The sequence below is a fragment of the Rania fehmarnensis genome (assembly GCF_056494185.1).
In genome coordinates this window covers 8033433-8058703 of sequence record NZ_CM151398.1, presented here as the reverse complement: position 1 = coordinate 8058703, position 25271 = coordinate 8033433, and the positions used below count along the sequence as shown (strand labels likewise).

Below are 25271 nucleotides of genomic sequence, written 5' to 3'. Positions count from 1 at the left end.
CACGGATTGACGCGCGCAGCGAATGAGGACTTGGAGAAAGAAGAAAGAACACGCGGTTCTCTGATCGACTGGAAGAGCTCACTGGTTACGTTTCGGAAGTATACCACATACCAACTCTGGCGGCCAGTTGAAATTTGGCCCCCTGTCAAAGTGCTAGCCTTGCGAGGGCTCAGATTTTGCGATGCACGGTTAGTGATTAAACGCTTGCCGCTACAGCGGCAAAGGTCACAAACTCATTGCGCTCTGAGTCCCACAGTTTGAGCCTCAGGCAACCAATAATGTCGCGCAGGGCAAACGACGTGCGGCCAGGTGTCTGCAAGCCAGTCAATCCAGACATGGCTTCCGGCAAGCGATAAAACGGAATCTTGGCATTCAAGTGATGCACATGGTGATAGCCAATATTCCCTGTAAACCAACGCAAAATGAACCCGGTTTCCAAATAACTGGACGAAATAAGGGCCGCATCGGTATAAGACCAGTTCGAGGCGTTCAAAATCGTGGCCGTCGGGAAGTTGTGCTGGATGTAAAACAAGTAGGCCCCGAGCACCATGGCCAACCATGTGGGAAACACGAAGGCAAATACAGTAAACGACCACCCAAACAGAGTCACACCTAACGCGATCACACCGAAATGCAGCAGCAATGTGCCCAGCACTAAGACGTTTTTCTTGAAGTCACATAGCAGCGGGTGAATGCACATTCCAAATAGGAATACCGTCAAATAGCCAAACAAAATGACCAGCGGACTGCGCGCAAGGCGATACTCCAACCGCTCCGCAAAAGTGGCCGCCAGGTAATTCGTTCGAGTCATAATCGGAAACGAACCAATGCTGGCCCCGAAAACTTTGGAATTGTGGCGATGATGATGGTCGTGGGATCGCTGCCAGACCGCCGGTGGCGTGAGCATCAAATGACCATACAGCTTCAACAGGAGGCTGGCGGCAGTTGAGCCTTTAAAGATCGCCTGGTGCAGAAAGTCGTGGTAAATGATAAACATCCGCACCAAAGTCAACGCAATCAGTAAACTACAGGCAGAACGCAGTAAAAAACCTGAGTTAAGCCACACAATCACTACCAAGCCCAACAGCAAGGACATAGTGGAAAGCAAATGCCACCAACTCAAATAGCGGTTCTCGGTGGCGTAGTTTCGGCTATCGATTAACAGCTGGCGTTCAGATGATGCGAGATAGTCAACGTGGATATGTGGAGCCTGCTCGCTCGTTTGACGCAATTGATAGCTCCAGCAGTGGTTCGGACATTGGTCGGAAATGCAATCGGCACCCCATATGTCCGAAAACAAAGATGTCAGCGTAGCTTACCCCACGTCTCCCCGTCAATTGCACTCGCTCGAGTTCTGCTGGAGTTCAACTAAGTTCTTGGCCCTCAAACTCACCGCGTCGGAAGCCACACAGTTCACCTAGCAATTCAACGGCATCTTTGTTTTTGCCCTCAACCTTTAATTGCCAATCGAAGTATTCGCCGTCGATACCTAGAGTTTGCATAACCGCATGAGATTCCCACTCAAAATCGACTTCCCAATCGCGATCCCATAAGATGCGATCGCGCAGGCATTCGATCAAGAGATCCCAGGTGTCCATCGAATCGCAATCAGAATCGACGATTTCGCCGGCCATCGACTCGCGCACATGGTCGCTGGTGGCATTCCAAACCATATTCCGCCAATAGTGCGCGCCAGGTTCGCTGGGCTCAAACAAATAGATTTCGCTGCCCAGCATGCCTTCGACTTGCCTGAACGCCATACCCACGGCCGCTTCCGTCCATGCATTCAAAGGAGCCAAGTCTGGTGTTTCCCGAAGCAGATAACGACCTACATAGGCAAACAAGTGCAATAACGACTTGCGCGATTGCCTGGCCAACAATGTCCCCGAGCAATCCAAAGAACGTTCTTCCAGCATTTCCACCGTACGTCGCAGCCCGGCGCGAACTACCCGCGATTCGTGGCCAACCAAAATCCGGTCACCATGTGGTGTATGCCAAGTCATGACAAAGCCTTCTGAAGTAGCTGGTGCGAACTCAAATCAGTAGCCTCATATTCTACTCTCTCAGCCTGACCACTCAATTGCAGCAAGGTACCTGTCGGCGGTGCCGGCATCACTACATCCAAGCGTCGACAAAATCGCCGGCCAAGTCTCTTTTGATTTCGCAAAAATCTTTGCGTTTCGCGGAGCGAAGAAGACGAATGGCGCCTACTCCCCAGCGGTTCTCAGCCAACTAGAAGACACCAGCGTTTGTTTCCGATTGTCTAAGGCGACGGGGCACTTCTGTGACTTTTCAGGACCGGTTTCCAAAGCAGATCGAGTTCGACATTGACCGGGCGGCACTCAAACGGATCTATCGAATTCAAGCAGCGGTATTGTGCTACGGACTGCCGTTGTTTTTCTCAATACTTTTGTCTATTTCAGTGTTCGCAGAGTATCTTAAAGCCCACGGGCGAATGGCTGGTTGGGAATGGTGGACTGCGGGGACGCAATACGTTTCGATTGGGATTGCCGTCGGTTTATTGATCGGTTCGGCGTTTTACTTCGCCTACTTCCATCGCTCAGCCGAACTGACCGCCAACAATCTGAGACTGATCGTTGAGGGACCATTTCTGCGATTGGTTACTGGCGGCTACGTAGTGGTTGATCGACGCTTTCATTTCCGCGATATCCACACCTACACTACGATTGAAGGTCCCATACTTCGACGACGTGGGTTAAAGACGCTGATGTTTCGCACCGACCAGCGCCAGGCGCAGCCCATCCAAATCGATGGTCTTAAGAATGCAGACCAGGTCCGCGACATGCTCTGCGAAATCGATGCTCTTCGAACAAATGATGCGTGAACCGGATGATACTACTGGCTGCCGCGATCTTCGGCTGGTCCGCCATGACTGGCCAGGTTGCGGGCTGTGTTGACCAAACCGATATGCGAGAACGCTTGCGGAAAATTTCCGAGCATCCGTCCCAGAGTCGGCGAATACTCCTCAGAGAGCAATCCCACATCATTGCGGAGTGAAAGTAACTGCTCGAACAACTGTCGAGCTTCACGATGGCGACCGGCCAGCGCATAGTTGTCGGCCAACCAGAAGGAACACAACAAGAATGCACCCTCTCCGGCTGGCAACCCATCCACATCGTTGCGATAGCGTTCAACGAAGCCATTGTGCGTTAGACGCTCTTCGATCAATTTGACAGTCCCAGCCATACGAGGGTCGTCGGCGTTGATGAACTCCACGATCGGTAGCATGAGCAGAGATGCATCCGGTTCTGTGGCCCCATAGTATTGCACGAAACTGCCCATGTCTTCATTGAAGCCCTGGGCACAAACTTCGCGGTGAATTTGGTCGGCCAGGTTGCGCCACTTTTGCGCATCACCTGGTAACTCGAAGCGCTCGATTTCTTTGGCTGCTCTATCGGCGGCCACCCAGGCCATGACTTTCGAGTGCGTGAAATGTCGGGGCTGGCCCCGAATCTCCCAAATACCCTCATCGGGTTCTTGCCAAATGGTTTCGAGAAAATCCATCATAGCCGTTTGGACACGCCAGGCTTCCGGACTGGGCGCGATTCCATGGCGCCGCGCTAAGTGCAGGGCTTCCATGATCTCGCCCGGCACATCGAGTTGTCGTTGAGAATAAGCCGCATTGCCAGTCCGAACCGGTTGCGAATTCTCGTAACCAGGCAGCCAAGGCAACTCGATCTCTGTCAAACGTCGCTCGCCGGCAATGCCATACATGATCTGCAGCTGTGCTGGATTGCCTGCCGCTGCGTTGACCAGCCAGCGTCGCCAGGCGCGAGCCTCCTCTGTATAGCCACCGACCAGAAAAGCATACAGAGTGAAGGTCGCATCGCGCAGCCAACAATAGCGATAATCCCAGTTGCGCACGCCACCCAAGTGTTCCGGTAGCGAAGTGGTGGGAGCTGCGACGATGCCACCGGTCGGTCGATAGGTCAGCGCTTTTAGAACCACCAACGATGCGCGAACATCTTCCAGCCAAGGGCCAGTGTATTGGCACTGATTCGACCAATCCAGCCACCACCGACTCGCATCGTCGAGTGTCTGCGTGGCATTCTTGCCCGGCGGCTCGGTTTCATGCGTGGGCATCCACGTGAGTTCGAAACTCACTTGCTCGCCCGCGCCTACTTGAAACTCGGCAGTGGCATTGCCCTTTCCTAATGTCCAAAGACAGTCGCTACGGCAAATCAAAGAATCGGGGCCAGCCGTCATGCGCACGCCTCGATCGATAGCCAGAGCCCAAGGAATGATGGAACCATAGTCGAATCGAGGCGATAGTTCGCAGCGCATCCGAACTTCGCCGCGAACTCCTTGTACGATACGAAACACCTCGGCTGTGTCTGTCTGCGGTGCCATAAAGTCGATGATGCGCACCATGCCGGAATCAGTGGTGAACTCTGTTTCCAGGATCAATGTTCCACTGCGATAGCGGCGAGCTGTATGGAGTACAGGCTCCAGCGGTAACAGCCGCCAGTAGCCATGCTCTGCGTTACCTAGCAGCGAGGCAAAACAGGCAGCGGAATCGAATCGCGGTAAGCACAGCCAATCAAGTGAACCACGACGACTGACCAGCCCCGACCCGCGGCAGTTACCCAGCAGAGCATAGTCTTCGATCAACTCGGGCATGATGCTTGGCTTTCCAGAATAGTGGCACTGTGCGCAGGTAACGTTATCCAGTTGTTTAAAGCTGTAGGATCGGGTGATTCTGGAATTGGTGACTCTGGTTTGGTGGCTGCGTCCATAGCGTTGGCTTGGTCGCTTCGTAAGAGCACCCGCCAGTGCGAGGGTAACGCGTGTGGCAGGGTTAGCTTATAAGCTTTGTCTTTAAAGTTGCAGAGCAGCCAGAGTCGGCCTCTCTGCACGCACAACCACTGCTCTTCATCGCTATACCAAGTTTGCACAGCATCAAAATCGCCGTCTGTTAAATCAGGGAACTGTTTGCGAAGCGAGATCAGCTTGCGGTACCACTCGAACATGTCGCGACTGTGGTTGGATAGTGGTTCGATCCATCGGATCTTTGAGCGTTCAAAGCTGTCGGGTTCGGTTGGATCGGCGAGTTGATCCGCTGACCAGCCGAACGCGGCGAACTCTTCATTGCGACCTTGACGAACCGCTTCGGCTAGTTGCGGATGGACTCTCCAGTCTGCGAAATAGAGGAACGGCTGTTGGCAGTGGAGTTCTTCGCCTTGAAAGAGCTGGGGTATATGCGGGCTGAACATCAGTAGGGCGGCTGCCAGCTTCGCTTGCGCGTGACCGACCAGTTGCCCCAGACGTTCACCACCAGCCCGATTGCCGATTTGGTCGTGGTTTTGGGCAAAGGTAATGAAGCGATGGCCGGTCAAAAAGGGAGCGGGCCGTCCATGGCGCCGCTCGCGAGCTGATGAATGTTGTCCTGTGTAGATATAGGGATGGGTAAATGCGCTGGCCAGCCCACTCAGATTTCCAAAGTCTTGATAGTATCCATCGCGCTCACCAGTGATGGCTGTGTGCAATGCATGATGAAAATCGTCACACCATTGCGCGTTCAAGCCGAATCCGCCGGCTTCGCGGGAGCGCAGCAGTCGAGGATCATTAAGATCGCTTTCGGCAATCAGCGACAAATGACGCCCAAGATGCGCCGAGAGCTTTTCGACTTCGACAGCCAATTGTTCTAGAAACGATAACGAGGTTGTATCGACGATCGCGTGAACTGCATCCAATCGCAACGCATCGACATGATAATCGCGCAACCACATCATGGCGTTATCACAGAAGAAGCGGCGTACCCCATCGCTATGCGGTCCATCGAAGTTGATGGCTGCGCCCCAGGGCGTCTTGTGTTGCTCGGAAAAGTACGGACCGAACTCCCGTAAGTTGTTGCCAACTGGCCCCAGGTGGTTGTAGACCACATCTAAGATCACGGCCAGGTTACGCGCGTGGCATGCATCAATCAATTGCTTCAATCCATGGGGCCCGCCATACCGATGATGGGGAGCAAACAATCCGACTCCGTCATAGCCCCAGCCGAATTCACCAGGAAATTCTGACACGGGCATCAATTCGATATGCGTAATGCCGAGCTGGGCTAAGTGATCAAGTCGTTCGATGGCGGCTTCGAACGTGCCCTCTGGCGTGAAGGTTCCCACGTGTATTTCATAGATGATTGCAGAACTGAGAGGACGAGATTGAAAACCGCTATCGGTCCATTGAAACTGTTGGTGATCGAGTTGTCGCGACGGACCATCGTAACCGTACGGTTGCCAGGCTGAACGCGGATCGGGCCTGGCCGGGCCATCGTCGATACTCAGCAGGTAATCGGCGTGTTCGTCTTGACTCCAGAGCTCATAGCCTGCAGGTACGACCCAGTCACCACAGAGCGCATGCTCAGTGCAACGCTCGAGGGCCAGTTTCTTTTGCCCCGTGTGCAACCAAACGCTTTTGGCCAAGGGTGCCCAGACTTTTAGTGAATTGCTGTTCATGGGATTGGCGGCCAGGGCAAATTCTATGCCTGCGCACGTGCTGTCTCGGAATGCGTCATGCATTTCTATTCCTTGCAATTTTCGTGTGGGCGAAGACGTTTGAGAACTCCATTACTCGAGCACGAGTCGCCGCCTGCACTGGGCATAGGCTTTGCAGAGCGAGTCCAAGCTGCGCTTTGTTAATCCTGCCTGAACAATAGATCCTGAGAGCCTTCCCATGAGTACCTTGCGATCAAGCGACTCCGTTTCTATCGAGCAGACTTCAGCCAGTGTGATAGCCGGGGGCGGGCTAGTCGGGACACTGGTGCAGTGCGTCAAGCAGCGCATAGTTCAGGCCGAGGGAATCGGAGCCACGTATCGGTGCCAATTTCATGGCTCAGGTTTTCGGTTGGAGGATGCGTACCAGCTGGTTAACTATTTCAAGGAGTTGGGCGTTACGCATTTGTATTGCTCGCCGCTAATGAAGGCCCAAAGCGGCAGCACCCACGGTTACGATGTAGTGGATCCGACGCAATTAAACGACGAGTTGGGTAGCTTAGAACAACTGGAGCAGTTGATTGCAGGGTTGGGCCGCGCAGGTATCCAAGCGATGGTGGATGTTGTGCCCAATCATATGAGCGTCGCCAATGACCAGAATCTTTGGTGGATGGATGTCTTGAAACATGGGCCGGCGTCACCTTATGCGATGTTCTTTGACATCGACTGGTATCCACCCAAGAGCGAACTCCATGGCCGCATACTATTGCCGGTGCTGGGAGCTGTATCGGGTGAGGTTTTGGAGAACGGCCAACTGGCTGCACGATATTGCCAGGGCGAGTTCTGTCTCGAGTGTTACGACTATCGACTGCCTCTGGATCCGAAGACATGCGCTGAGTTGGTGAGCATTGCTGCACCTGAGCCATCTGGTTCTCCAGAGAATCTGGAGGCGGTGGAATGGTTAGAGTTGCGGTCCATTAAAGCGGCGATGGAACATCTGCCTGATCGCGGTTGCAACGATTGGGCGAAGATATCCGAGCGGCAGCGTGAATCAGTTGTGATTCAGCGTCGCTTGCACGACCTGGTAACCAAGTCGCAGGTGATCGCTGAACATATATCTCAGAAGATAAAGCAAATAAACGGGGTTGTTGGTCAACCACGATCGTTTGACCAACTGGATCGCTTGTTAGGCCAGCAGGCTTATCGGTTGGTGCATTGGAAGGCCAGTTCGGATGAGATTAACTACCGTAGATTTTTCGACGTTACTTCTTTGGCTGCTCTCTGCGTAGAACGGTTGCATGTCTTTGAGCATACGCATCGCCAAGTGATTCAGTGGGCGGCGGCCGGATGGATCTCTGCGTTGCGAGTGGACCACGTTGACGGATTGTTTGATCCGACTCAATATCTGTGGCGATTGCAGTGGTATTATCTGTTGGCATGCGGACGACTGGAGTTCGAGCAGCTCGCTGACGATGCGCGGGGTGGCACGGAATGGTCGGATATTGAGCCAGAATTTTTGGCTTCTCTGCACGCTGAGTTAGGCGGTGTGGATCCAAATCGGTTGCTATCGGCTAAGGATCTTGAACGCCAACTAGCGCCGCTGGCTGTCGGTCATCGCCCGCTGTTGAATTTTGATGATCGATTGCCTTTGCCGGTTTACGTCGAGAAAATCTTGGGTGCTGAAGAGCCCTTGCCGGATGAATGGCCCGTGTTGGGTACAACGGGTTACGACTATTTGAACACGCTCAACGGTTTGTTTATCGAAGCGGCCGGTTTTCAACAGCTGGCCAAACAATACGATCGCTTTGTGTTAGAGCACCAGCAGTTTGAAGAGGTTGTCTACGAATGTAAGCGATTGATATTGAGTGGTCCGATGCGTAGCGAAGTGACGTTGTTGGCTACTCGACTTGATCGACTGGCCCACAGTTCGCGTTACTGGCGTGACTTCACGTTGAACTCACTTGAGTTTGCACTGCAAGAGACGATCGCGTGCTTTACTGTTTATCGTACTTACATTCGCGATACAGTGGTTTCGGCTCGTGATGCACAGATTGTGCAGCGAGCGGTGGCGATGGCCAAGCGTCGCAATCCGGCTGTGGAAACAGATGCGTTCGATTTCTTGCGTGATGTTTTGCTATTGGCTGAGCCGCGCGATTTGAGTGATGATGCCTGGCGCGATCGTGAATATCTGGTAGGCCGCTTTCAACAGGTGACTAGCCCTGTTCAGGCTAAAGGGGTTGAGGATACTGCTTTCTATCGATATGTACCGTTACTTTCGATCGATGAAGTGGGTAGTGATCCACGCATGGCGATCAAGTCACCAGAAGAATATCATCGTCAGAACGTGCAGCGTCACGAACAATGGCCCGCGAGTATGTTGGCCACGACCACACATGATACAAAGCGGAGCGAAGATGTGCGGGCACGCATCAACGTGCTGAGCGAGATACCCGGTGTATGGCGGAAAGCCATGCAGCGTTGGCACCGCCTCAATCGCAAACATGTACGCCAAGTCGATGGACTAGATGCTCCCAGCCGTAACGATCAGTGGCTGCTATATCAGACGCTCTTTGGTGTCTGGCCGGTGTCGGCTCCCAGTGATGGTGAACGCGCTGAGTTGATCAGTAGGTTGCAGCAGTACATGGAGAAGGCAACCAAGGAAGCCAAACTGCACACAAGTTGGATTAGTCCCAATCCCGCTTACGATGCAGCCGTCAAGCACTTCGTCGAGGCGATATTGGCGGACGGTGCTTCGAAGTTCGAGATGGATTTCCAGGCTTTCGTCGATGCGGCTCTGGATGCTGGACTGGTCAACGCTGCCTCGCAGGTGCTGTTAAAGCTTACTGCGCCCGGCGTGGCTGACATTTACCAAGGGCAAGAGCTATGGGATTTTAGCTTGGTGGATCCGGACAATCGGCGGCCAGTTAATTACCAGTTGCGTCGGCATTTGTTGGGCGAGATTCGCCATGAGATACGCGATGCGACCAGTCGACGTGGGTTTGCCCGCTACTTGGCAGGGAATTTGCGAGACAATCGCCTAAAGCTGTGGATCACCCTCGAAGGACTTGGTTTTCGTCGCCGCTTATTCGGAGTTAAGGACGCAGCTGCCGGTGATAAATCGGCCAGTGGCCGATCGAACTTGCGCTATAGGCCGCTAACGGTTGAGGGTCAATTGGCCAATCACATCGTGGCGCACGTTTGGCACTGTCCAGCCCGACAGGATCGCATCGAGGGTATCGTCGTCGTGCCGCGTTTCGTTCAGTCGCTTGGCATGCCGATTTCCCAAGTTGATTGGCTGGACACGCGGATCGAGCTGGGAGTGTTGCCCGAGGGCATGCTGAATGTGTTCACAGGCGTACCAGTGCCGCCGAGTGCCACGCTCAAGTTGTCTGACCTCCTAGCCGTCTTTCCACTGGCACTCCTATCTCGGTAACGTCGCCTGGGACAGACAACCAGCACCGCAGTCGATGGGTCTGTCCCCAGCCTGGAGTGCATTGCTAGCACGACTATTTGCACTGGGGACAGACCACGCGCCAGTGGCCAAATCGCAATGCAAGCAAATCAACCCGGGGTCTGTCCCCGCAGGCGATGATGCTAGCAATAAATTCTCATTGTCGACTTGCGAAGAGGGACAGACCACAGGCCACTGGCGGCAGGCCGACGTAGTCGATGGGTCTGTCTGTCCCCAGCCGGGAGCGCATTGCTAGCATGACTATTCGCACTGGGGACAGAACACGCGCCGGTGGCCAAATCGCCATGCAACAAATCAGTCCGGGGTCTGTCCCCGGGTGGCGGCTGGATGCAAGTAACCGGGGCTAACGCCCACGGCTTAGTGAATAACCGGGGCTAACGCCCACGGCTTAGACCTGGGCAGTGGGATAGACGTTGTAGATGTCGCCGGTGGGGATGATGGGCTTGCTGGGGATCGGCTCTTTGCCGGCTGGTTTCGGACGCTTGTAGCCAAAGAAGCCGCGACGCTGAATCGTCTCGGCAACTTCCGCCGGGACGTGATTGATCCAGTCCAGATTGCCCCGTTCAATCATCTGCAGAACTTCGCGCGAGAACGTACTCAAGAAATTCGGATTGTAATTGTCCAATTGCTCGATACAGCCCTTCTCGACCAGGTATTGATACAGCTTCCTTAACTCTGGGGCCACGTTGAGGTTTTCAACGGTAGTCAGCTCACCGCTCTGGCGATCCAGAAGCGGATAGATAAAGAGTTTCAAATCGTTCTTGAACAAACGACCAAACGACTCCAAGATGCCGCCGTCGAGTTGCGTGTAATACTTGTGATCGAATAGATCGATCAGACTGCTCGCGCCCATGGTTATGGCAATCTTCTTCTTCGTATAGCGAGCCAAGTAGGCGGCTAGACGGTAATACTCGAAGTAGTCCGAGATCAAGACGGTCATGCCACTGGCGGCCAGTAGATCGATGCGCGCCATGAAGTCACGCAGGTCGATGTCACCGGCCATCTGCAAGTTGTGCATGGTGATCTCTGCCAGCGATACAATCTGATCACCCGAGACGTCTGGCTCGCGACTAAATTTGTCATACGCGGCGCTGAGCATATCCAGATTCACGTTGGTGATCGGTCGAAAACTGCCCCGTTCAACCAAGATCGGTTTCTTGTACAGAACTTCCGATGGTTGCAACACCTCGCCTTTGGCAGAAAACATGGCCGCGCTACTCAAGCCAAGTTGCACCAAACGCAGACTCATCACACGATTGTCGACATGCCGAAATGCAATTCCTGAGAACTCGATCATGTCGATTTCTATGCGCCGCGTGCTCAGGTTATCCAGCAGCGATTCAATCAAAATCTCCGGCTCGTGATTCAAGAAGAAGGCACCATAGAGCAGATTGACTCCCACGATGCCCAGGGCTTCCTGCTGCATAGCGTTTTCGTTGTCGAGCATGCGCACATGAATAATAATTTGACTGTCCTGGTCTCGCGGATGTGCTTGAAAACGTACGCCCATCCAGCCATGGCAATCATTCGTGCCTTTAAAATTACGAGCCGAGACAGTATCGGCAAATACGAAGAATGCCGTCGCATCACCACGACTTTCCTTCAGTCGCTCAATGTTCAAGTTGTGTTCATGGTCCAGCATGTCTTCCAATCGCTGGCGACAAACATAGCGATCACACTGGCCATAAATGGCATCGCTAACCGACATGTCGTAAGCCGACATGCTCTTGGCAATCGTCCCGGCTGCTCCGCCCACGCGGAAGAACCAACGCACGACCTCCTGGCCAGCCCCAATTTCAGCAAACGATCCATAGCGTCTGGGGTCAAGATTAATGTTGAGCGCTTTACGCTCAGTGTTCGGACGCTCAGAATGTGGGCGCTCGCCAGAACTCATGATGTAATCCCCCCGGATCATGAAAAACTAGTTGGCCAATCGATACAGTTTGCCTGAAAATATGCGTCAAGATCCAACTTCCGGGGCACCAGATCCACCCGCGAAACATCAGAAACAGTTTTGCCAGCCGTCATAACCGGTCAGGTCGATTTCTCCGAAACTGCGAATTCGTCCTGCGGTATACCGTCCACGGTGAACCTATGGAGAACAGTCTGGTAGTTTATTTTTCTAAGGCTTCTAAAATAGGGACTCTTTCCATGTGAGCTCCCAAAGCAAGAGTTTGGCTGTACCTAAATAGACTGAATTTGAGTACGGACAAAAATACGAACGAGAACTTGCACGTCGAGGTTGTGATTGGAGTTGTATGCTGTCTTTGACCGCCGAATATGCTTTACGAGCGGTAACTTGCTTGAGCGTGCACGCTACGCAGGCGATGTCGGCCGATGCTTTGGCTCAGCAGACCAAAGTACCACGTCGCTATTTGACACGAGTCCTCCAAGATCTGGCGCACGCGGGACTGGTGCATTCTCGCCCAGGGCCAGGTGGCGGTTATGAACTGCTGCCTTCAATCGACCAGTTGACTATCTTGGACGTGGTCAACGCGGTTAGTCCGCTAACGAGAATCCACAGTTGCCCACTCGGTCTCAAGTCGCATCAAGAACTCTGCCCTCTGCATGCTGAACTCGACCGCGCTTACGCGGCAACAGAAGCTGCCTTTCGTGGCGTCACGATCCGGCAACTGTTAGACTCTACCAGTTCCAGTGTGCCACTGTGCGAAAGATAACAACATGCGAATACTTCTCAGCCTCCTGCTCGCTTTGACCTGCGCATCCTCCGCGCTGGCTCAGTTGCATTGCCAACAAGCGGACGATCGACTGGTGATTACGGCCGCCAGCAATCGCCCGGTGATCGAGTATGTTTTCTCCGATCCGGAAATTCGAAGGCCCTACTTTACCGGCGCTCATTCACCAGCTGGTCATCTGCTGACCCGCCGCCATCCACCGGATCCAAGCGTCGATGCCACCGATCACGCCACTATGCATCCCGGTATCTGGCTGGCGCTGGGCGATATCAGTGGCCAAGATTTTTGGCGTAACAAAGCTACGCTCAAACATACTCGCTTTACTGCCGAACCAGCCCTGGCAGGCGATCAACTGAGTTTTGCAACCGAATGCGAATTGATCTCGGCCGAAGGCACAGTCATGGGGCGTCTAAAGAATGCTTACGTCATCACGTCCCTAACGAGGGCCTGGGTGATCGCTTGGCAAGCTACCTTTCATGCCTTGGATCAACCCTTGGTCCTGGGCGACCAAGAGGAAATGGGCTTCGGCGCACGCATGGCTACGGCTCTTACTGAAAAGAGCGGCGGCCGAATTATCAATTCAAACAAGCGAAAGGGAGCAGCGGAAACATGGGGGCAAGCGGCTCTGTGGTGCGATTACTCCGGCCAAGTCGCCGGTCAGCCCTGTGGTATCACATTGGTTGGTTCACCCAAGAACTTTCGCATCAGTCATTGGCACAACCGAGACTACGGATTGATGGTCGCCAATCCATTTGCCATCGCAGCCATGAAACAAGGCCAACCGAGTAAAGTCGTTGTCCAGCCGGACATGCCACTAACCGTTGCGTTTGCCGCTGTGCTGCATGATGGCCAATATGATCCTGAGAAGACTTATGCCCAGATAGTGGATAGCGATCTACTAACTTGGGATTAGGCAGTGTCTCATTTTGCTCCGCAAAAGAAAGATCTTTTGCGGAGCGAAAAAGACTGAGCTGCCTTTCGCGGAGCGAAAGGAGACTAATGATTTAGTCGTCTGACAATGATCTCGTCTAGCCGTCCTTCCCAGCTAGAGTCCGTGTGTCCGCGTCCGCCGAAGAATAGGTCTTGAACTTCGTGCGGAATAGTCAGCGACGCTTGCACATCGATCTCTGGTTCAATGGATGTATTAATAGTTGCATCATCAAGTGCATCTAAGAAAACTTGTACTCGCTCGCCGCGACGTTCAAAGCGGACTTGGGCCCAAGTCCAGCGTGGTATCTTCGTTCTGCCGAAGACCGGTTCGGCGGAACCTGATTGAAACATCAACCTGCCCGCTTGCTGGCCCTGACCGGACAGGCCCAGCGAATCGCCTGCAGATACTGGGCTGTGATTGTAGCCTCGTCCAAATATCCAGCCGGCCACGGTGCGACTTTCATCGGGCATCCCATTCCAGATCCACAAGGACACCGAGTAACGATCGGTTAAGTTTGGAATGCGAGCGCGGAGTCTGCCGCCAGCGAAATGTGCCGCACGATTTATTTTCTCGGGACCATGGTACTGCCCGGAGTGTGGACCCGCTAAGAAGAATACTACGCCGGGCTCATAGATCGCATCAGCATTCTCACCCGACAAGTCGATGGCGCGGGGACCCTCGGTTTCATTCAGTCGATAGTAAGCTGCGGGATGTTGGCCGAGCGTCGCTTGCACCGCCGGACCGGACTCATCGACGCTGGCGCGGCGAGGCCGCGCCGATACTTGTTCCAGCAAGTTCAAGCAGGCTTCAGCAATCTTCGGCTCAGCGTCAACTTCCAGACCCGCCGAGCGTGCTGCCCAGGTATTGTAACCACCCAGTACATGTTGCTCGGGCGGTGGTATGTAACCGTCGCCACCGTTGGCCAGTTCGATCACCATGGTCTGTTCCAGCGGCGATTGCAACTTGAGTTTCATGCCGGTGAGCGCATATGTTTCTGTGGGAGTAGTGGCGATAGCGATCGAACCGATGCGCACCGCTTGTACAACCACGTCGGTCGATTGCCGCTCGTGCAATAGAAGTTGTTCGCGCGCATAGACCTCTTCGGTTGTTTGTGGCAGATTGGTACCCAGCTGGTCGACGATCGCCTGAGCCCACAGTAAACGCTGTTTGTCTGGCACGCGGTATTTTAAGTGTAGACGCGTCTCGGCCATTGCCAGATCTGCTTGCTGGTCGTACTTGATTTGCTGCATGGCGGCCTGCGTCAAGTCGAGCATTTCGCTCGTGTACTGGTCAATCTTGATCGATTCAAAACGTGCTGGAGTTTTCTTGGTGTAGTCCATGCGCCAGATGTCGCCACTGCAGCCGTGCGACATAATGCCGACGAAGGGAGCCTTGCTAGTGGGTGTGCTGGTCGAATTCGATGCTGCTAGTCGCGCCTTTAGGCCTTCAGCAAACCGACCGAAGTAGTCAGCGCTGACGGGTGTCTCGCCGCTGAAATAATGCATGGAGAAGTTGGCCAAAACCGCAATGGGCCGACCGGCAGTAGACTGAATTGAAATCAGTGCAAGGTCGGGATCTTCGGGACCACTCTCGCCGGTGACGTCGTCCCAGACTCGGCCGGCATGCATGTTGGCTCGAACGGTGGCATTGCCAAATGGATCTTCACCGCGACGATCTGGGCGGCGAATCCAACGTCTCACTGCCGTATAATCGGCGGCGCTGGTTGTTGCCCAACCAACTTGGGCTGGTTCAAGATTAGCCAGTGCCGTTTCGATGGCTTCGACAATTTTCAAGCGCAGAAAAGGTATGTAGGCGGCATCTGCATCCGTACCAAGACAGCTCATCGACGCTGGTACCGAATGAGCATGTGTAGCCGAGATCAACATGCGGTCAGTCGGCAACCCGGTTCGCTCCTTGGCCAAAGCCTTGGCTTGGTCAATAAACTCTCGCGACATCATGCAACTATCGACGACGACGATCGCCAAGCGTTGTTGACCGTCGGCCAGCCCGATAGCTCGCGCATAGATGGGTGTGGTCGTTTGATTGGCTGTACCTGCGGTCATGCCGCCGTTGATCATCACTGGATAGGCAGTGGGCGTGATATCGATAGCCGCTGCACCTGCCTGCAGGGATTGAGCCCGAAGCTGGCGGGCTAAAAATTGGTTCGCCAATGCGAGGCAGACCAGGAGTACCCACAGAGATTTCATGGTTGATACCTCAAGCGAAACCCAAAGCGGAATGCGGTAGTGGGATTCGGTAGCGGAATGCGTCAAGCATTTCGAGGCCTGACAAGAGCCAGATGGAACCGCAGACGATTCTCGAAAGCCTTGACGGCTTCCGCTACCAGAGGACTACGAAAGCCTTGACGGCTTCCGCTACCAGAGCATTACGAAAGCCTTGACGGCTTCCGCTACTGCAGGTGCTGGCAGGCGGGAAATCAAAACGCGTAAGCGAGGGAGCAAGTCGGTGGTCACTTTGCTCAAGCGTTAGCCAAGTAAAGTGGTTTCACCGAGTTGGTCCCTCGCTTACGCGCCGGTTACGAAAAGGTGCGTCGCTCGCTTAAGGGCGGCTATGGTTTAACCAAAACAGCAACTATTTCTTAGCTGGCGCGGCAGCATCCAAATCGATTGGGAAGTTGTTGGTTTCACCTTTGACAACGTCAACTTCAATTCCCGATGTATCCTTGTTGGAGTACTTTTCGGGAATAATATGCTTTGGCTTGGCGCGATTCTTGGCTGCGGCTGGTCCCATCATGGCTTCGTAGCCTTTTCCGCTGTATCCCTTTTTCGACAATTCGGCCGCGTCGAACGAAGGCTGATCTTTGGTGTCGATTTTGGAAATCGTCACGATGTGATGGCCGACCAGAGCGCCATCATTCATGCCGAAGGTCGACGCTTTGAACTCGCCTTTTTCGTTGGTCGTACCGTACGAAGTACGTGGTCCACCATCCTTGGGATGAAACATGACTTTGGCTTCAGCGACGGGTTCGCCATTCATGGTGATGACGCCCGTGGCCTTTTCCAGTGAGGCTGGACTACCACAACCTGCGAGACTGATGACTGCAGAGAGTCCGGCCAGGTTCAGTAAAGAAACCGCAAGAAACCTTCTGTTACGCATTGGCTATTTTCCCCCTTCGGACCGTTGGACTCAAAAGAAAACGCGCACTGCGTTAAGGATCTCGCAGTGCGCGCTTAACATTGTCAGTTGAGCATGACTGGTAAGTCAAGTCAATTTGTGAAGACTACTATTGCCAATTACCGACTGGTACAGCGTCGCGACGATCGCCCAAACGCTGGTAGGTCAAGTAATCGATCGTGGCAGGCACGAAGTGCACCGAGCCATCGCACAGCACGAACTGTGCACCACCGGTGTGCAGCGACTTGAAGCCTTGCGACATGTTCCAGGTACGGAAGTGATTGCAGTCTTCAGCACCGCCGGTCGAATCGTCCTTACCGCCGTTTTCGCGGCGGCAAGTTGGATGGTTGATCGGAGCCGTGGTGGCAACCCAAATCGCATTGTGGTGCGACCAAGGATGGTACTGGCTGTGGTCACCGCACAATGGACGAATTTCGCCCATGGCGATCACATTGGAAGTACCGTCAGTGACGTCGCGCAGCTTGGCCGACCAGTTAAAGCGGGAGGTAACACCCGAGATGCTTTGACCACCAACTTCATTGCCCGAATCACCGTGACCAGCAGGACCAGTGCCGAAGTTGTTACCCAACAGACCTGGGCAGCGACCGCCATCAGGCATGAACTGATTACCCATCGACATGGCATAGTTGGAGATCGACTTGTTGGGCAGATCTACATAGGGGTCCGATGGACATCGCATGATCGAGATGTCTTTTTGTGCTGGTCGTGGATTAAGAGTGGACCAGCCTTGCAGGCCGTACCCAAGATCGCACATCTGCACGTCGATGCCATTAACACCTGGATCGGCAGGACTGGTGATCAACCGGACGAAGTCCAGCTGACCATAAAGTCCGGTTTGCTCGAGGAATGGCAACAGCTTTACGAGGTGACTTCCCTTACCATACTGGGTGCGCCAACCTGGGTTCTGGTGTGGGTTGGTGCCATACGGGAACGACTTATGGGCGCTCTCGTAGTTGAGCAGTGCTAGACCGAACTGCTTCAGATTGTTCGAGCACGACATGCGTCGTGCAGCTTCACGGGCGGCTTGAACGGCGGGTAGCAACAGACCCACCAGAATACCGATGATCGCAATGACCACCAACAGTTCGACGAGGGTAAAACCTCGCCTGTGCATCGACCTCTGCATGTAACCACTCCCATCAGTTAGCGAATAACACAAAAGAGAAAAAACGTGACTAGGTGCCCCATGATTGCTTAGATAAGGTATACGGGGCCCCGGCGCGTCATTATGATACAGTTTAATTTCGGATGTCAAGCGCGCACTGGCTAAAGTTTTTTGCCGCTTGAAATAAAGTTATCCTTACCCAATGCCCATCCCGTTTTCATTTCCTTCCTTTGGGGGCCTCGCACTCTATGTCCTATCTCGATATCAACAATCCTGAAATGTCAGGTTCGAATTCGACAACCACCGCCAGCGCTACGGTTCCAATCGCGCCTGTGTTGGGAACTGTCGCAATACTCGGAATTGCCCTGGTTGCCGTGCTGCACTTGTTTTTTCCAGTGTTTACGCCAGGCGAAGACTTGCTCATCCTCTTCCCACCGGAAGAAATCGCGCAGAAGCGTGAGGCCACGTTCATGCTCTATCGCTTGCTCAATCCGATGCTAGCGCTGGGGGTGTTTGCGGTCGCTACAGCCATCGCCGTGCCCTTGGTGTTAGGCTCAACAGGCAAAGTCGTCCCAGGGTATACCAAGATGCTCTTGCCCTACGCGGTGTTGGCCGGCGTTCTAACGTGTATCGGTCTGGCTCTTGGTCACTTAGTAATGGAATTGCCCGCCGCCAAGAGTTTAGGACTAGGCCGGACCTTCCTGGCACGTTGGCTGGAATTTGCTTTTCTTGGTGCCGGAATAGGTGGCGCAATCGGAGCGGCGGTCGGTGGGAAAAACATGGCGATGCGCCTCGGGGTCAACAGCGCAATCGTAGGTGTGATCTGCGCCCTAGTCATGGACCTGGTCTTTGTGCCTATTGCTACCGCTAAAGTTGATGTGCTAGTACCAGGCGGAATCACATGGGGCCAGAAAGATCTGCTGGCCTTGTCGCTCTTTACAGTGGCTGCAGTGGTCGCCATCACCATCGGCGTAACCAAAGAACTCTCTGCCCCTAAGTGATTGAGTGGCACCCTTAACCGTGGGCGTTAGCCCTGGTTCCTAAACAAACGACCAGCAACCGCGGCTAACGCCGTCGGCTTAGTTTGATAACCGCGGCTAACGCCGTCGGTTTAGTGTTCGACGATCAAGACCGTCTGATTGGCGGCGATGTTGGATAACTGTTGTCGTTGGCCGCTGGGCCAAGTGATCTCGATGTGATCACATTGAGCCTGGTCGGCCAGTCCGAAATGAAGCACGTTACCCCAACTGCTTTGATAGCCGCGGCCGTTGCGGACTTCGTCTACTTGTGTCAGTTTACCGGCGACAACTTTAACCTTTGCGCCGATGGCTGGGCGATTGCTAGTTGTGCCCACTAACTTCAACTGCAGCCAAAGTCGTTTCTCACTGCGATTGTCGATGATGGCAGGTTCTTGGTCTAGGTTCAGCACAACCATGTCTTGGTCACCATCGAGATCCAGATCAGCTACTGCCGCTCCACGACTAACGGATTGCCTTTTCAGGATATCAGGTAAGCTGGATGTGATGTTTTCGAAGTACCACTGCCCTTTGTCCTGCAGCCTATTGCAGAGGACCATATCGGCTACACGATAGTAGGTATTCTTTCGCCGATGATCTAAGTGACCGGTAGCCACATAAACGTCGCGATCGCCGTCATTGTCCAGATCGCTCAAGCAGCATCCCCACGTAACATGTGGCAACGTATCCTCGCCTACGCGAGTCTGCCGAGAGACATCTTGGTAAAGTTGTTGTTCGGTCTGGCGGAACAGATTGATGTATTCATTCTCAAAGGTAGTCACCAGCAAATCGATGCGGCCGTCGCCATCCAGGTCGCCAGCGTCGACTCCCATACTGCCGGAGGCTGCACCTAGGGCATTGACCGCCGCTCCCATGACGAGTCCCGCTTCTTGGAAATTGCCGTAACCGTCATTGCGGAAGAAGCTATTGGGCATCTCGTCGTTGGCCACAAAGATGTCGCTGTCGCCATCGTCATCAAAGTCGCCGACAATACAACCCATGCCCGTCGCTGATGTCCCGCCAATACCCGAACCGGCGGTTGCATCTTGCCACTGGCCGCGCTCGCCGGTGCTCATCAACAACGAACTGTGTTCTGGGCGAAAGTCTTGCGGGCCCGGATATTGGGTGCGCGCTAGCTGGACTTGCTCGTCGATGTCATCCATCGACAGTTGAACATAACGGGCGACGAATAAGTCAAGATTTCCATCGCGATTCACGTCGACGAAGCTCGCGCCCGCGGAAAATTTGCGTTCCAAGAGCCCGCTGATTTCGTGCGTGACATCTACAAAATGTCCATGCCCATCATTGTGAAACAGCAGATCACCATCAAAATTGCTCAAGAAAAGATCGGCAAACCCATCGTTATCGTAATCTGCTGCCGTGACTCCCAGACCAAAGTGCCCGTGGTCCAAACCAGCAGCCTGCGTCACCTCGAGGAATTGCCAGTTGCCCAAGTTGCGGTATAAGGCACCACCAATTCGATTGGGGGAATTGCTTGATGTGTCAAGTAAATTAGTTGATATATCAATTATTGTGCCGGAGGGGTCTATCAATGGTCTGCCACTGCAGAAGTAAATGTCGATCAACCCGTCCTGGTCGTAGTCGAACAATGCCAGTCCGCCAGTCATTGTTTCTGGCAACAAGAATTTGCCGCTCTGCCCCGTTTGGTGCAAGAACTGGATGCCAGTCTGAGGCGTGACATCGTGCAGCCGAATAGTGTTGACTACCGGTTTGGGTGGCCTGGCCGGCTGGGCTGACCGGTCTACGCTCGGAGTGCAGCCTAGTAGCAGACAGATTACTAAGAGACCTACCCTGTTGGCACCGCGGCAATTACTGCTGATGGTCATGACATAGGCGCGTAGCCCAGGCCACGCGAGTGGCCGCGTCTTACTCATGAGGCACAAGTCCGCCGCTGTAGTATTGGCTGAGCAACTGGCTTGCGCCTGGATGATCGGGGCTGATCTCCAGTACCGTGCGGAGCCATTTGACTCCATCGGTGATCGAGCCGACTTTGATCAAGCGTTGGCCGATGTCAAAACGCAGGTCAGCGTTTTCCGGAGTCTCGATGACTTGGCGAATGAGTCGAACGATTTCGTTTTGCTCTTTGGTGGCGGCCGCGACCAGGTCGAATTGGTTCTTAGCTTGTTCGACTTGCCCGGTTTGCTGTAAAGCTCGGCCCAGCGCCTCACGAGCCACGGTATCGTCGGGGGCTAGCTGTACCACGTAGACGAGATCTTCCAGGGCCGCCTGGGGTTCATTGCTGGCCAGGCGAATTTGGCCCCGCAAACGTCGGGCTTCAGGATGCATCGGGTTGACCGTTAGCACGCGGTCTAATTCTGCCAAGGCACTTCCGAGATCATTTTCGGCGAAGTCGCACGTGGCCAATAATGCATGGACTTCGATGTCATCGGGTTCTTCTTGCGCACAGATGATCAACTCCTTGCGAGCTGCGGCAGTGTCACCTGCCTCGATCAATACCTCGGCCAGTCGCCGGCGCATGAGTGTGGTTTTGGGCGACAATTGCAGACCTTGTCTATACGCTTCGATGGCACCGGGCAACTGATTGATGCCTTGCAGCAGATAAGCCTGCAGGAAACTGGGCTGTGGATCGCTGGGCGAAGACTTACGCCAACCATCCAGCAGACTAAGAGCTTCGTCGGTTCGCAAGTTGGCGAACAGTCCCAGCACGTAGGCTTGAAAAATGTCAGGTCCAATATCGGCTCGCTCGACAATCAGCTGAGCGAACTCTTTGTCGAATCCTCGAATCTGACCTGACTGAACCGTAATCAGCTTGCGTTCCAATTCGAGATCGGCAGCCGGCGCGCCTAGCTTGGCGGCTGCTTCGGTCAGCATCAGTGCTTTATCCAAATCACCCGTACGACGATGAGCCCGGACCAACTGCAGGGCAGACTGCGGATTGTTCGCATCGGCTAACAACTGCGACCGTAATAGACCCAAAGCTTCGCCGTCGCGGTAAGTGCGAAAGAGCTGATCCGCTTGGATCCGCGTGCGCCAGTTGGAGACATCATTCCAATACCAGGCTAAAACCGCCAGGCCGACACCAGTGGCCCACAGCAACCACACAAATCCACGGCGGAGAATGGGAGGCCGGCCGGCTGCTGAGCTCATCGTCGAAAGGTCTCGGGGGAAAGGACATACATAAATGCGGTCAAGCCACTATTATACCTTGTCTCGTCCGCAGTGTAGCGGAAGCCGTCAAGGCTTTCGGGATGGTCCCGCAATGTAGCGGAAGCCGTCAAGGCTTTCGGGATGTTCGGTTTCGAAATGCTTGACGCATTCCGCTACGGGGGACGACGAAATGCTTGACGCATTCCGCTACGGTTGGCGGTTCGGGGTATGATGGTAGAGAAGAGGGACCCGCGGAACTATGGCAAAAAAAGTTTTGATTCTCTGCCTGGCAATCTTGTTGCTGGTGCCGATTGGCTATCGGCTGTGGCGGTTGGTACAACCACCGGCGGTGGGCGATCTTTACACGCAAGGGCTGCGTCAATTGGCCGAAGGCGATGTGGTTATGGCACAGCTCTCTGCCGAAGCTCTCGCTGCGCCTGGTGTGGATCGCAGTTACAAAGATGTACTAGAAGCCGGCGTGGATTTGAAAATGGGGCGAGTGCATGCGGCCGCCGCTCGACTGCAAGCCGCCTTGGCACAGCCGACGACCGCAGCCGTAGCTCATGCGATGACTGGCGAAGCCTTTTACAAGAACCGGCAATTCGGCGCGGCCATTGATATGCTCAAAGAGGCGATCAAGCTGGACGAGTCTTCGGTCGATGCACATCGCTGGCTGGCTGCGTCGTACTACGATATTGGAGCGACCGGACCGACGATTCAGGAGTTGGCCAAAGTCTCCGAACTTGCCCCAGATGATCCGCGACCGCATCGTCTGACGGGTTTGATCTACAAAGATATGGAGTCGTACGACGCCGCCATTGAACAGTACCGCGAAGCCTTGCAGCGGTCCAGCGATTTTCCAGACCGCAAAAATGTCCTGCGCGAATTGGCCGAATGCCTGCTCAAAGCCGGTAAACACGATCAAGTTGACGAGATTTTGAAACAATGTCCGCTGGATGCGGTCACGCAAACCTACTCCGCCGAAGCCATGTATGCGCGCGGTGATCTGCAACCTGCCCTGGTCGCCATCGACCAGGCCTTGGCAATGGATCCGCAGCATCTGCCAGCTTTGTTGCTCAAAGGTACATTGTTGGCAGAACTGGATAAACTGGATGCGGCTGTGGAAGTGTTGGAACAAGCGGAGACGAAGTTTGCGCAAGACAATCGAGTTCACTATCAGCTTTCACAACTGTATTCGCGTTTAGACAAAACCGAGTTAGCCGAAAAGCATGGCAACGAAGCGACGCGCCTGCGCGATTTGCGGGCCCACTTTACCGAACTCCATGCGCAGGCCTCAGAAGATCTCAACAATGCCGAAGTGCGATATCAACTCGGTACAACTGCCAAGCAACTAGGGTTGAATGAACTAGCCATCACTTGGTTCTCGGCTGCCTTGGCCCTCAAGCCTGAGTATGTCGAAGCGCTTCAAGAACTAAAATCGCTAACTGGACGCTAACCATCAGCTGCAAGTTTTCAAACTTCAAACTTCATACTTCAAATTTCCCCATGCGTCTTCTTTGGCTCTTGGTCATTCTCTTAGCTTGCCCACTGGTTGCGTGCAACAAGAAGAGCGAACCAACTCGAGTTCCAGATAATCCCAAGCCGCCGGCTGCGCAGCCGGTTCCTGCCGTTGAAGCTAGTTCCGGCACACTCGATTCAACCTGGACACTGATTGATCCAGCCTCATCGCATGCGGCCTGGACCTATCGCAACGGAGACGAGGCGGACAAGTGTACGATTCTGGAATCGCTGGGCGGAGGTATCGCGGCGCTGGACTTCGATAATGATGGACGAGTTGATATATGTGCCACGGGCGGTGGCCAGTTTGGCTCCGACGATTCGATCAGCGGCTTGCCCAGCGCATTGTTTCAGAACTTGGGCGAGTGGAAATTTGTCCAACGAGCCGGCGCCAGCCGTATCGAGCCGGCTGCATTTTATACACATGGCGTGGCCGAGGCCGACTACAACCAAGATGGATACAGTGACCTGGCCATTACCGGCTACCGCGGATTGATGCTGTGGCTGGGCATGGGTGATGGCACATTCATCCAAGCCGCTTCGGCCAGTGGCATCGACCACCAGCTATGGAGTAGCAGCGCCGCTTGGGCCGACATCGATAATGATTCCGATTTGGATCTGTATGTTGCCAATTATGTCGATTGGTCTTTTGAGAATCATCCTCAATGTCGCTCCGCCGATGGCCGCCGCGATATCTGTCCGCCAAAATCATTTTCAGGTATGCCACACGCTCTCTATCTCAATCAAGGCGATGGTTCTTTCCAGCCGGCTGATGCAGCCATGGGACTAGCTGCCGATGGCAAAGGACTGGGCGTCGTGATCGCCGACTTTGATGGCGATGGCTGGCCTGACATTTACGTAGCCAATGATACGACGAGCAACTTCTTGTACATCAATCAACAGGGCAAGTTCTCTGAGCAAGGAGAGCTGAGCGGAGTAGCGCTTGACGATCGCGGCTTGCCTAATGGCAGCATGGGCGTGGACGTTATGGACTACAACCGCGATGGCCGGCTGGACATCTGGGTGTGCAATTACGAAGATGAAACCTTCGCGCTGTATCGGAACATGGATGGCAGTCACTTCACGCATTCCAGCAAAGCGACAGGTTTGAATTCGTTTGGGCAGCGCTTTGTTGGTTTCGGGACTGCCTGCGCCGATTTCGATTCCGATGGAGATGAAGACGTAGTCGTGACCAACGGTCACGTGATCAAATTTCCGAATCGCTCTCCGCGCAAACAAGTGCCGCTATATCTGAGCAACGAGAAATCGCGGTTTGTGCGCAAGAGTTTTTCCAGCCAACACTACTTTGGTCAACCGCACGAAGGTCGTGGCCTGATCACGGCCGACTTTGATAACGATGGTGACCTGGATGTAGCCGTCTCCCATTGCAATGAAGCCCTGGCCATACTTCGCAATGAAAATGCAGTGGCTCGAAGTATGACGTTGCGGCTGATCGGTACGAGTTCCAATCGAGATGCCATTGGCGCCATGGCCACGTTGCAGACTGACAAAGGCAAGTACGTTCGCACCATTAAAGGCGGTGGCAGTTATCTGTCTACTTCGCAGCGCTTAATACACTTCGGCTGGGCCGACGGCGAAACACCAACTAAGCTGATGCTGCGCTGGCCCAGCGGTCGCGAAACCGAATATGCCGTAGCCGTGAAAATGGACATCATCGTTGAACAGTAGAGCAGCTGTCTACAGCTGCTCAGAACCTGTTAACCAAAGTTCCTTCCGACCGCATGACTTGAGTTACAGGTGGACGACATGCCGGGTGCAGAGCGGCTGGGGACAGCCGC

The 25271-nt window shown here is 54.1% G+C and carries 17 protein-coding genes; 7 read left to right on the top strand and 10 right to left on the bottom strand.

From position 1 onward, the window contains the following. Positions 1-196: 196 nt before the first annotated feature. Positions 197-1231, bottom strand: coding sequence for a fatty acid desaturase family protein (locus SH573x_RS27370; protein WP_479351238.1), 1035 nt, complete (start codon positions 1229-1231; stop codon positions 197-199). A gap of 133 nt (positions 1232-1364) precedes the next feature. Further along, positions 1365-2003, bottom strand: coding sequence for a hypothetical protein (locus tag SH573x_RS27365; RefSeq protein ID WP_479351237.1), 639 nt, complete (start codon positions 2001-2003; stop codon positions 1365-1367). A 452-nt stretch (positions 2004-2455) separates the two neighbouring features. Here SH573x_RS27365 and SH573x_RS27360 point away from each other — a divergent pair, with 452 nt between their 5' ends. Further along, positions 2456-2845 carry a hypothetical protein gene (locus SH573x_RS27360; protein WP_479351236.1) on the top strand — a complete coding sequence of 130 codons (390 nt, stop codon included), beginning with the start codon at positions 2456-2458 and terminating at the stop codon, positions 2843-2845. 11 nt (positions 2846-2856) lie between these two features. Here the strand turns inward: SH573x_RS27360 and SH573x_RS27355 are convergent, their stop codons facing one another. Both SH573x_RS27355 and treZ read right to left on the bottom strand, forming a co-directional pair. Further along, on the bottom strand, positions 2857-4641 hold the full coding sequence (locus SH573x_RS27355) for a glycoside hydrolase family 15 protein (protein ID WP_479351235.1): 1785 nt from the start codon (positions 4639-4641) through the stop codon (positions 2857-2859). Beyond that, on the bottom strand, positions 4629-6536 hold the full coding sequence (treZ, locus tag SH573x_RS27350; RefSeq protein WP_479351234.1) for a malto-oligosyltrehalose trehalohydrolase: 1908 nt from the start codon (positions 6534-6536) through the stop codon (positions 4629-4631). The genes SH573x_RS27355 and treZ overlap by 13 nt, the downstream gene beginning before the upstream one ends. A 154-nt stretch (positions 6537-6690) precedes the next feature. Between treZ and treY the strand changes: the two genes are divergently transcribed. Next, on the top strand, positions 6691-9882 hold the full coding sequence (gene treY, locus SH573x_RS27345; protein WP_479351233.1) for a malto-oligosyltrehalose synthase: 3192 nt from the start codon (positions 6691-6693) through the stop codon (positions 9880-9882). A 427-nt stretch (positions 9883-10309) separates the two neighbouring features. Here the strand turns inward: treY and SH573x_RS27340 are convergent, their stop codons facing one another. Continuing rightward, positions 10310-11815 (bottom strand): TonB-dependent receptor, encoded by a 1506-nt coding sequence (locus SH573x_RS27340; RefSeq protein ID WP_479351232.1) that lies wholly within the window; start codon positions 11813-11815, stop codon positions 10310-10312. Positions 11816-12179: 364 nt separating this feature from the next. Between SH573x_RS27340 and SH573x_RS27335 the strand changes: the two genes are divergently transcribed. Then, the gene (locus SH573x_RS27335) at positions 12180-12599 is read left to right on the top strand and encodes an RrF2 family transcriptional regulator (RefSeq protein ID WP_479351231.1); all 420 of its coding nucleotides are present in this window, start codon (positions 12180-12182) and stop codon (positions 12597-12599) included. 4 nt (positions 12600-12603) lie between these two features. Further along, positions 12604-13530, top strand: coding sequence for a DUF6807 domain-containing protein (locus SH573x_RS27330; RefSeq protein WP_479351230.1), 927 nt, complete (start codon positions 12604-12606; stop codon positions 13528-13530). Between the two features lie 83 nt (positions 13531-13613). Here the strand turns inward: SH573x_RS27330 and SH573x_RS27325 are convergent, their stop codons facing one another. The 3 genes from SH573x_RS27325 to SH573x_RS27315 all read right to left on the bottom strand — a co-directional run bounded on the left by SH573x_RS27325 (position 13614) and on the right by SH573x_RS27315 (position 17830). Beyond that, a complete protein-coding gene (locus tag SH573x_RS27325) occupies positions 13614-15755 on the bottom strand; it encodes a hypothetical protein (protein ID WP_479351229.1) in 2142 nt (713 codons plus the stop codon). A gap of 385 nt (positions 15756-16140) precedes the next feature. After that, entirely contained in the window at positions 16141-16665 is a 525-nt protein-coding gene (locus SH573x_RS27320) for a transthyretin-like family protein (RefSeq protein WP_479351228.1), read from the bottom strand. A 127-nt stretch (positions 16666-16792) separates the two neighbouring features. Next, positions 16793-17830 carry a DUF1559 family PulG-like putative transporter gene (locus SH573x_RS27315; RefSeq protein WP_479351227.1) on the bottom strand — a complete coding sequence of 346 codons (1038 nt, stop codon included), beginning with the start codon at positions 17828-17830 and terminating at the stop codon, positions 16793-16795. A 227-nt stretch (positions 17831-18057) separates the two neighbouring features. Here SH573x_RS27315 and SH573x_RS27310 point away from each other — a divergent pair, with 227 nt between their 5' ends. Beyond that, a complete protein-coding gene (locus SH573x_RS27310; RefSeq protein WP_479351226.1) occupies positions 18058-18810 on the top strand; it encodes a hypothetical protein in 753 nt (250 codons plus the stop codon). A 110-nt stretch (positions 18811-18920) separates the two neighbouring features. On the opposite strand, the gene SH573x_RS27305 is transcribed toward SH573x_RS27310, so the two are convergent. Further along, on the bottom strand, positions 18921-20720 hold the full coding sequence (locus SH573x_RS27305; protein ID WP_479351225.1) for a CRTAC1 family protein: 1800 nt from the start codon (positions 20718-20720) through the stop codon (positions 18921-18923). Continuing rightward, complete coding sequence (locus tag SH573x_RS27300) at positions 20713-21954, bottom strand: tetratricopeptide repeat protein (RefSeq protein ID WP_479351224.1); 1242 nt, start codon at positions 21952-21954, stop codon at positions 20713-20715. The genes SH573x_RS27305 and SH573x_RS27300 overlap by 8 nt, the downstream gene beginning before the upstream one ends. A 259-nt stretch (positions 21955-22213) precedes the next feature. On the opposite strand from SH573x_RS27300, the gene SH573x_RS27295 reads away from it, so the two are divergent. Together SH573x_RS27295 and SH573x_RS27290 are read left to right on the top strand one after the other, a co-directional pair. Beyond that, a complete protein-coding gene (locus SH573x_RS27295) occupies positions 22214-23410 on the top strand; it encodes a tetratricopeptide repeat protein (RefSeq protein WP_479351223.1) in 1197 nt (398 codons plus the stop codon). A 50-nt stretch (positions 23411-23460) separates the two neighbouring features. Further along, a complete protein-coding gene (locus SH573x_RS27290; RefSeq protein ID WP_479351222.1) occupies positions 23461-25161 on the top strand; it encodes a CRTAC1 family protein in 1701 nt (566 codons plus the stop codon). Positions 25162-25271 lie beyond the last annotated feature (110 nt).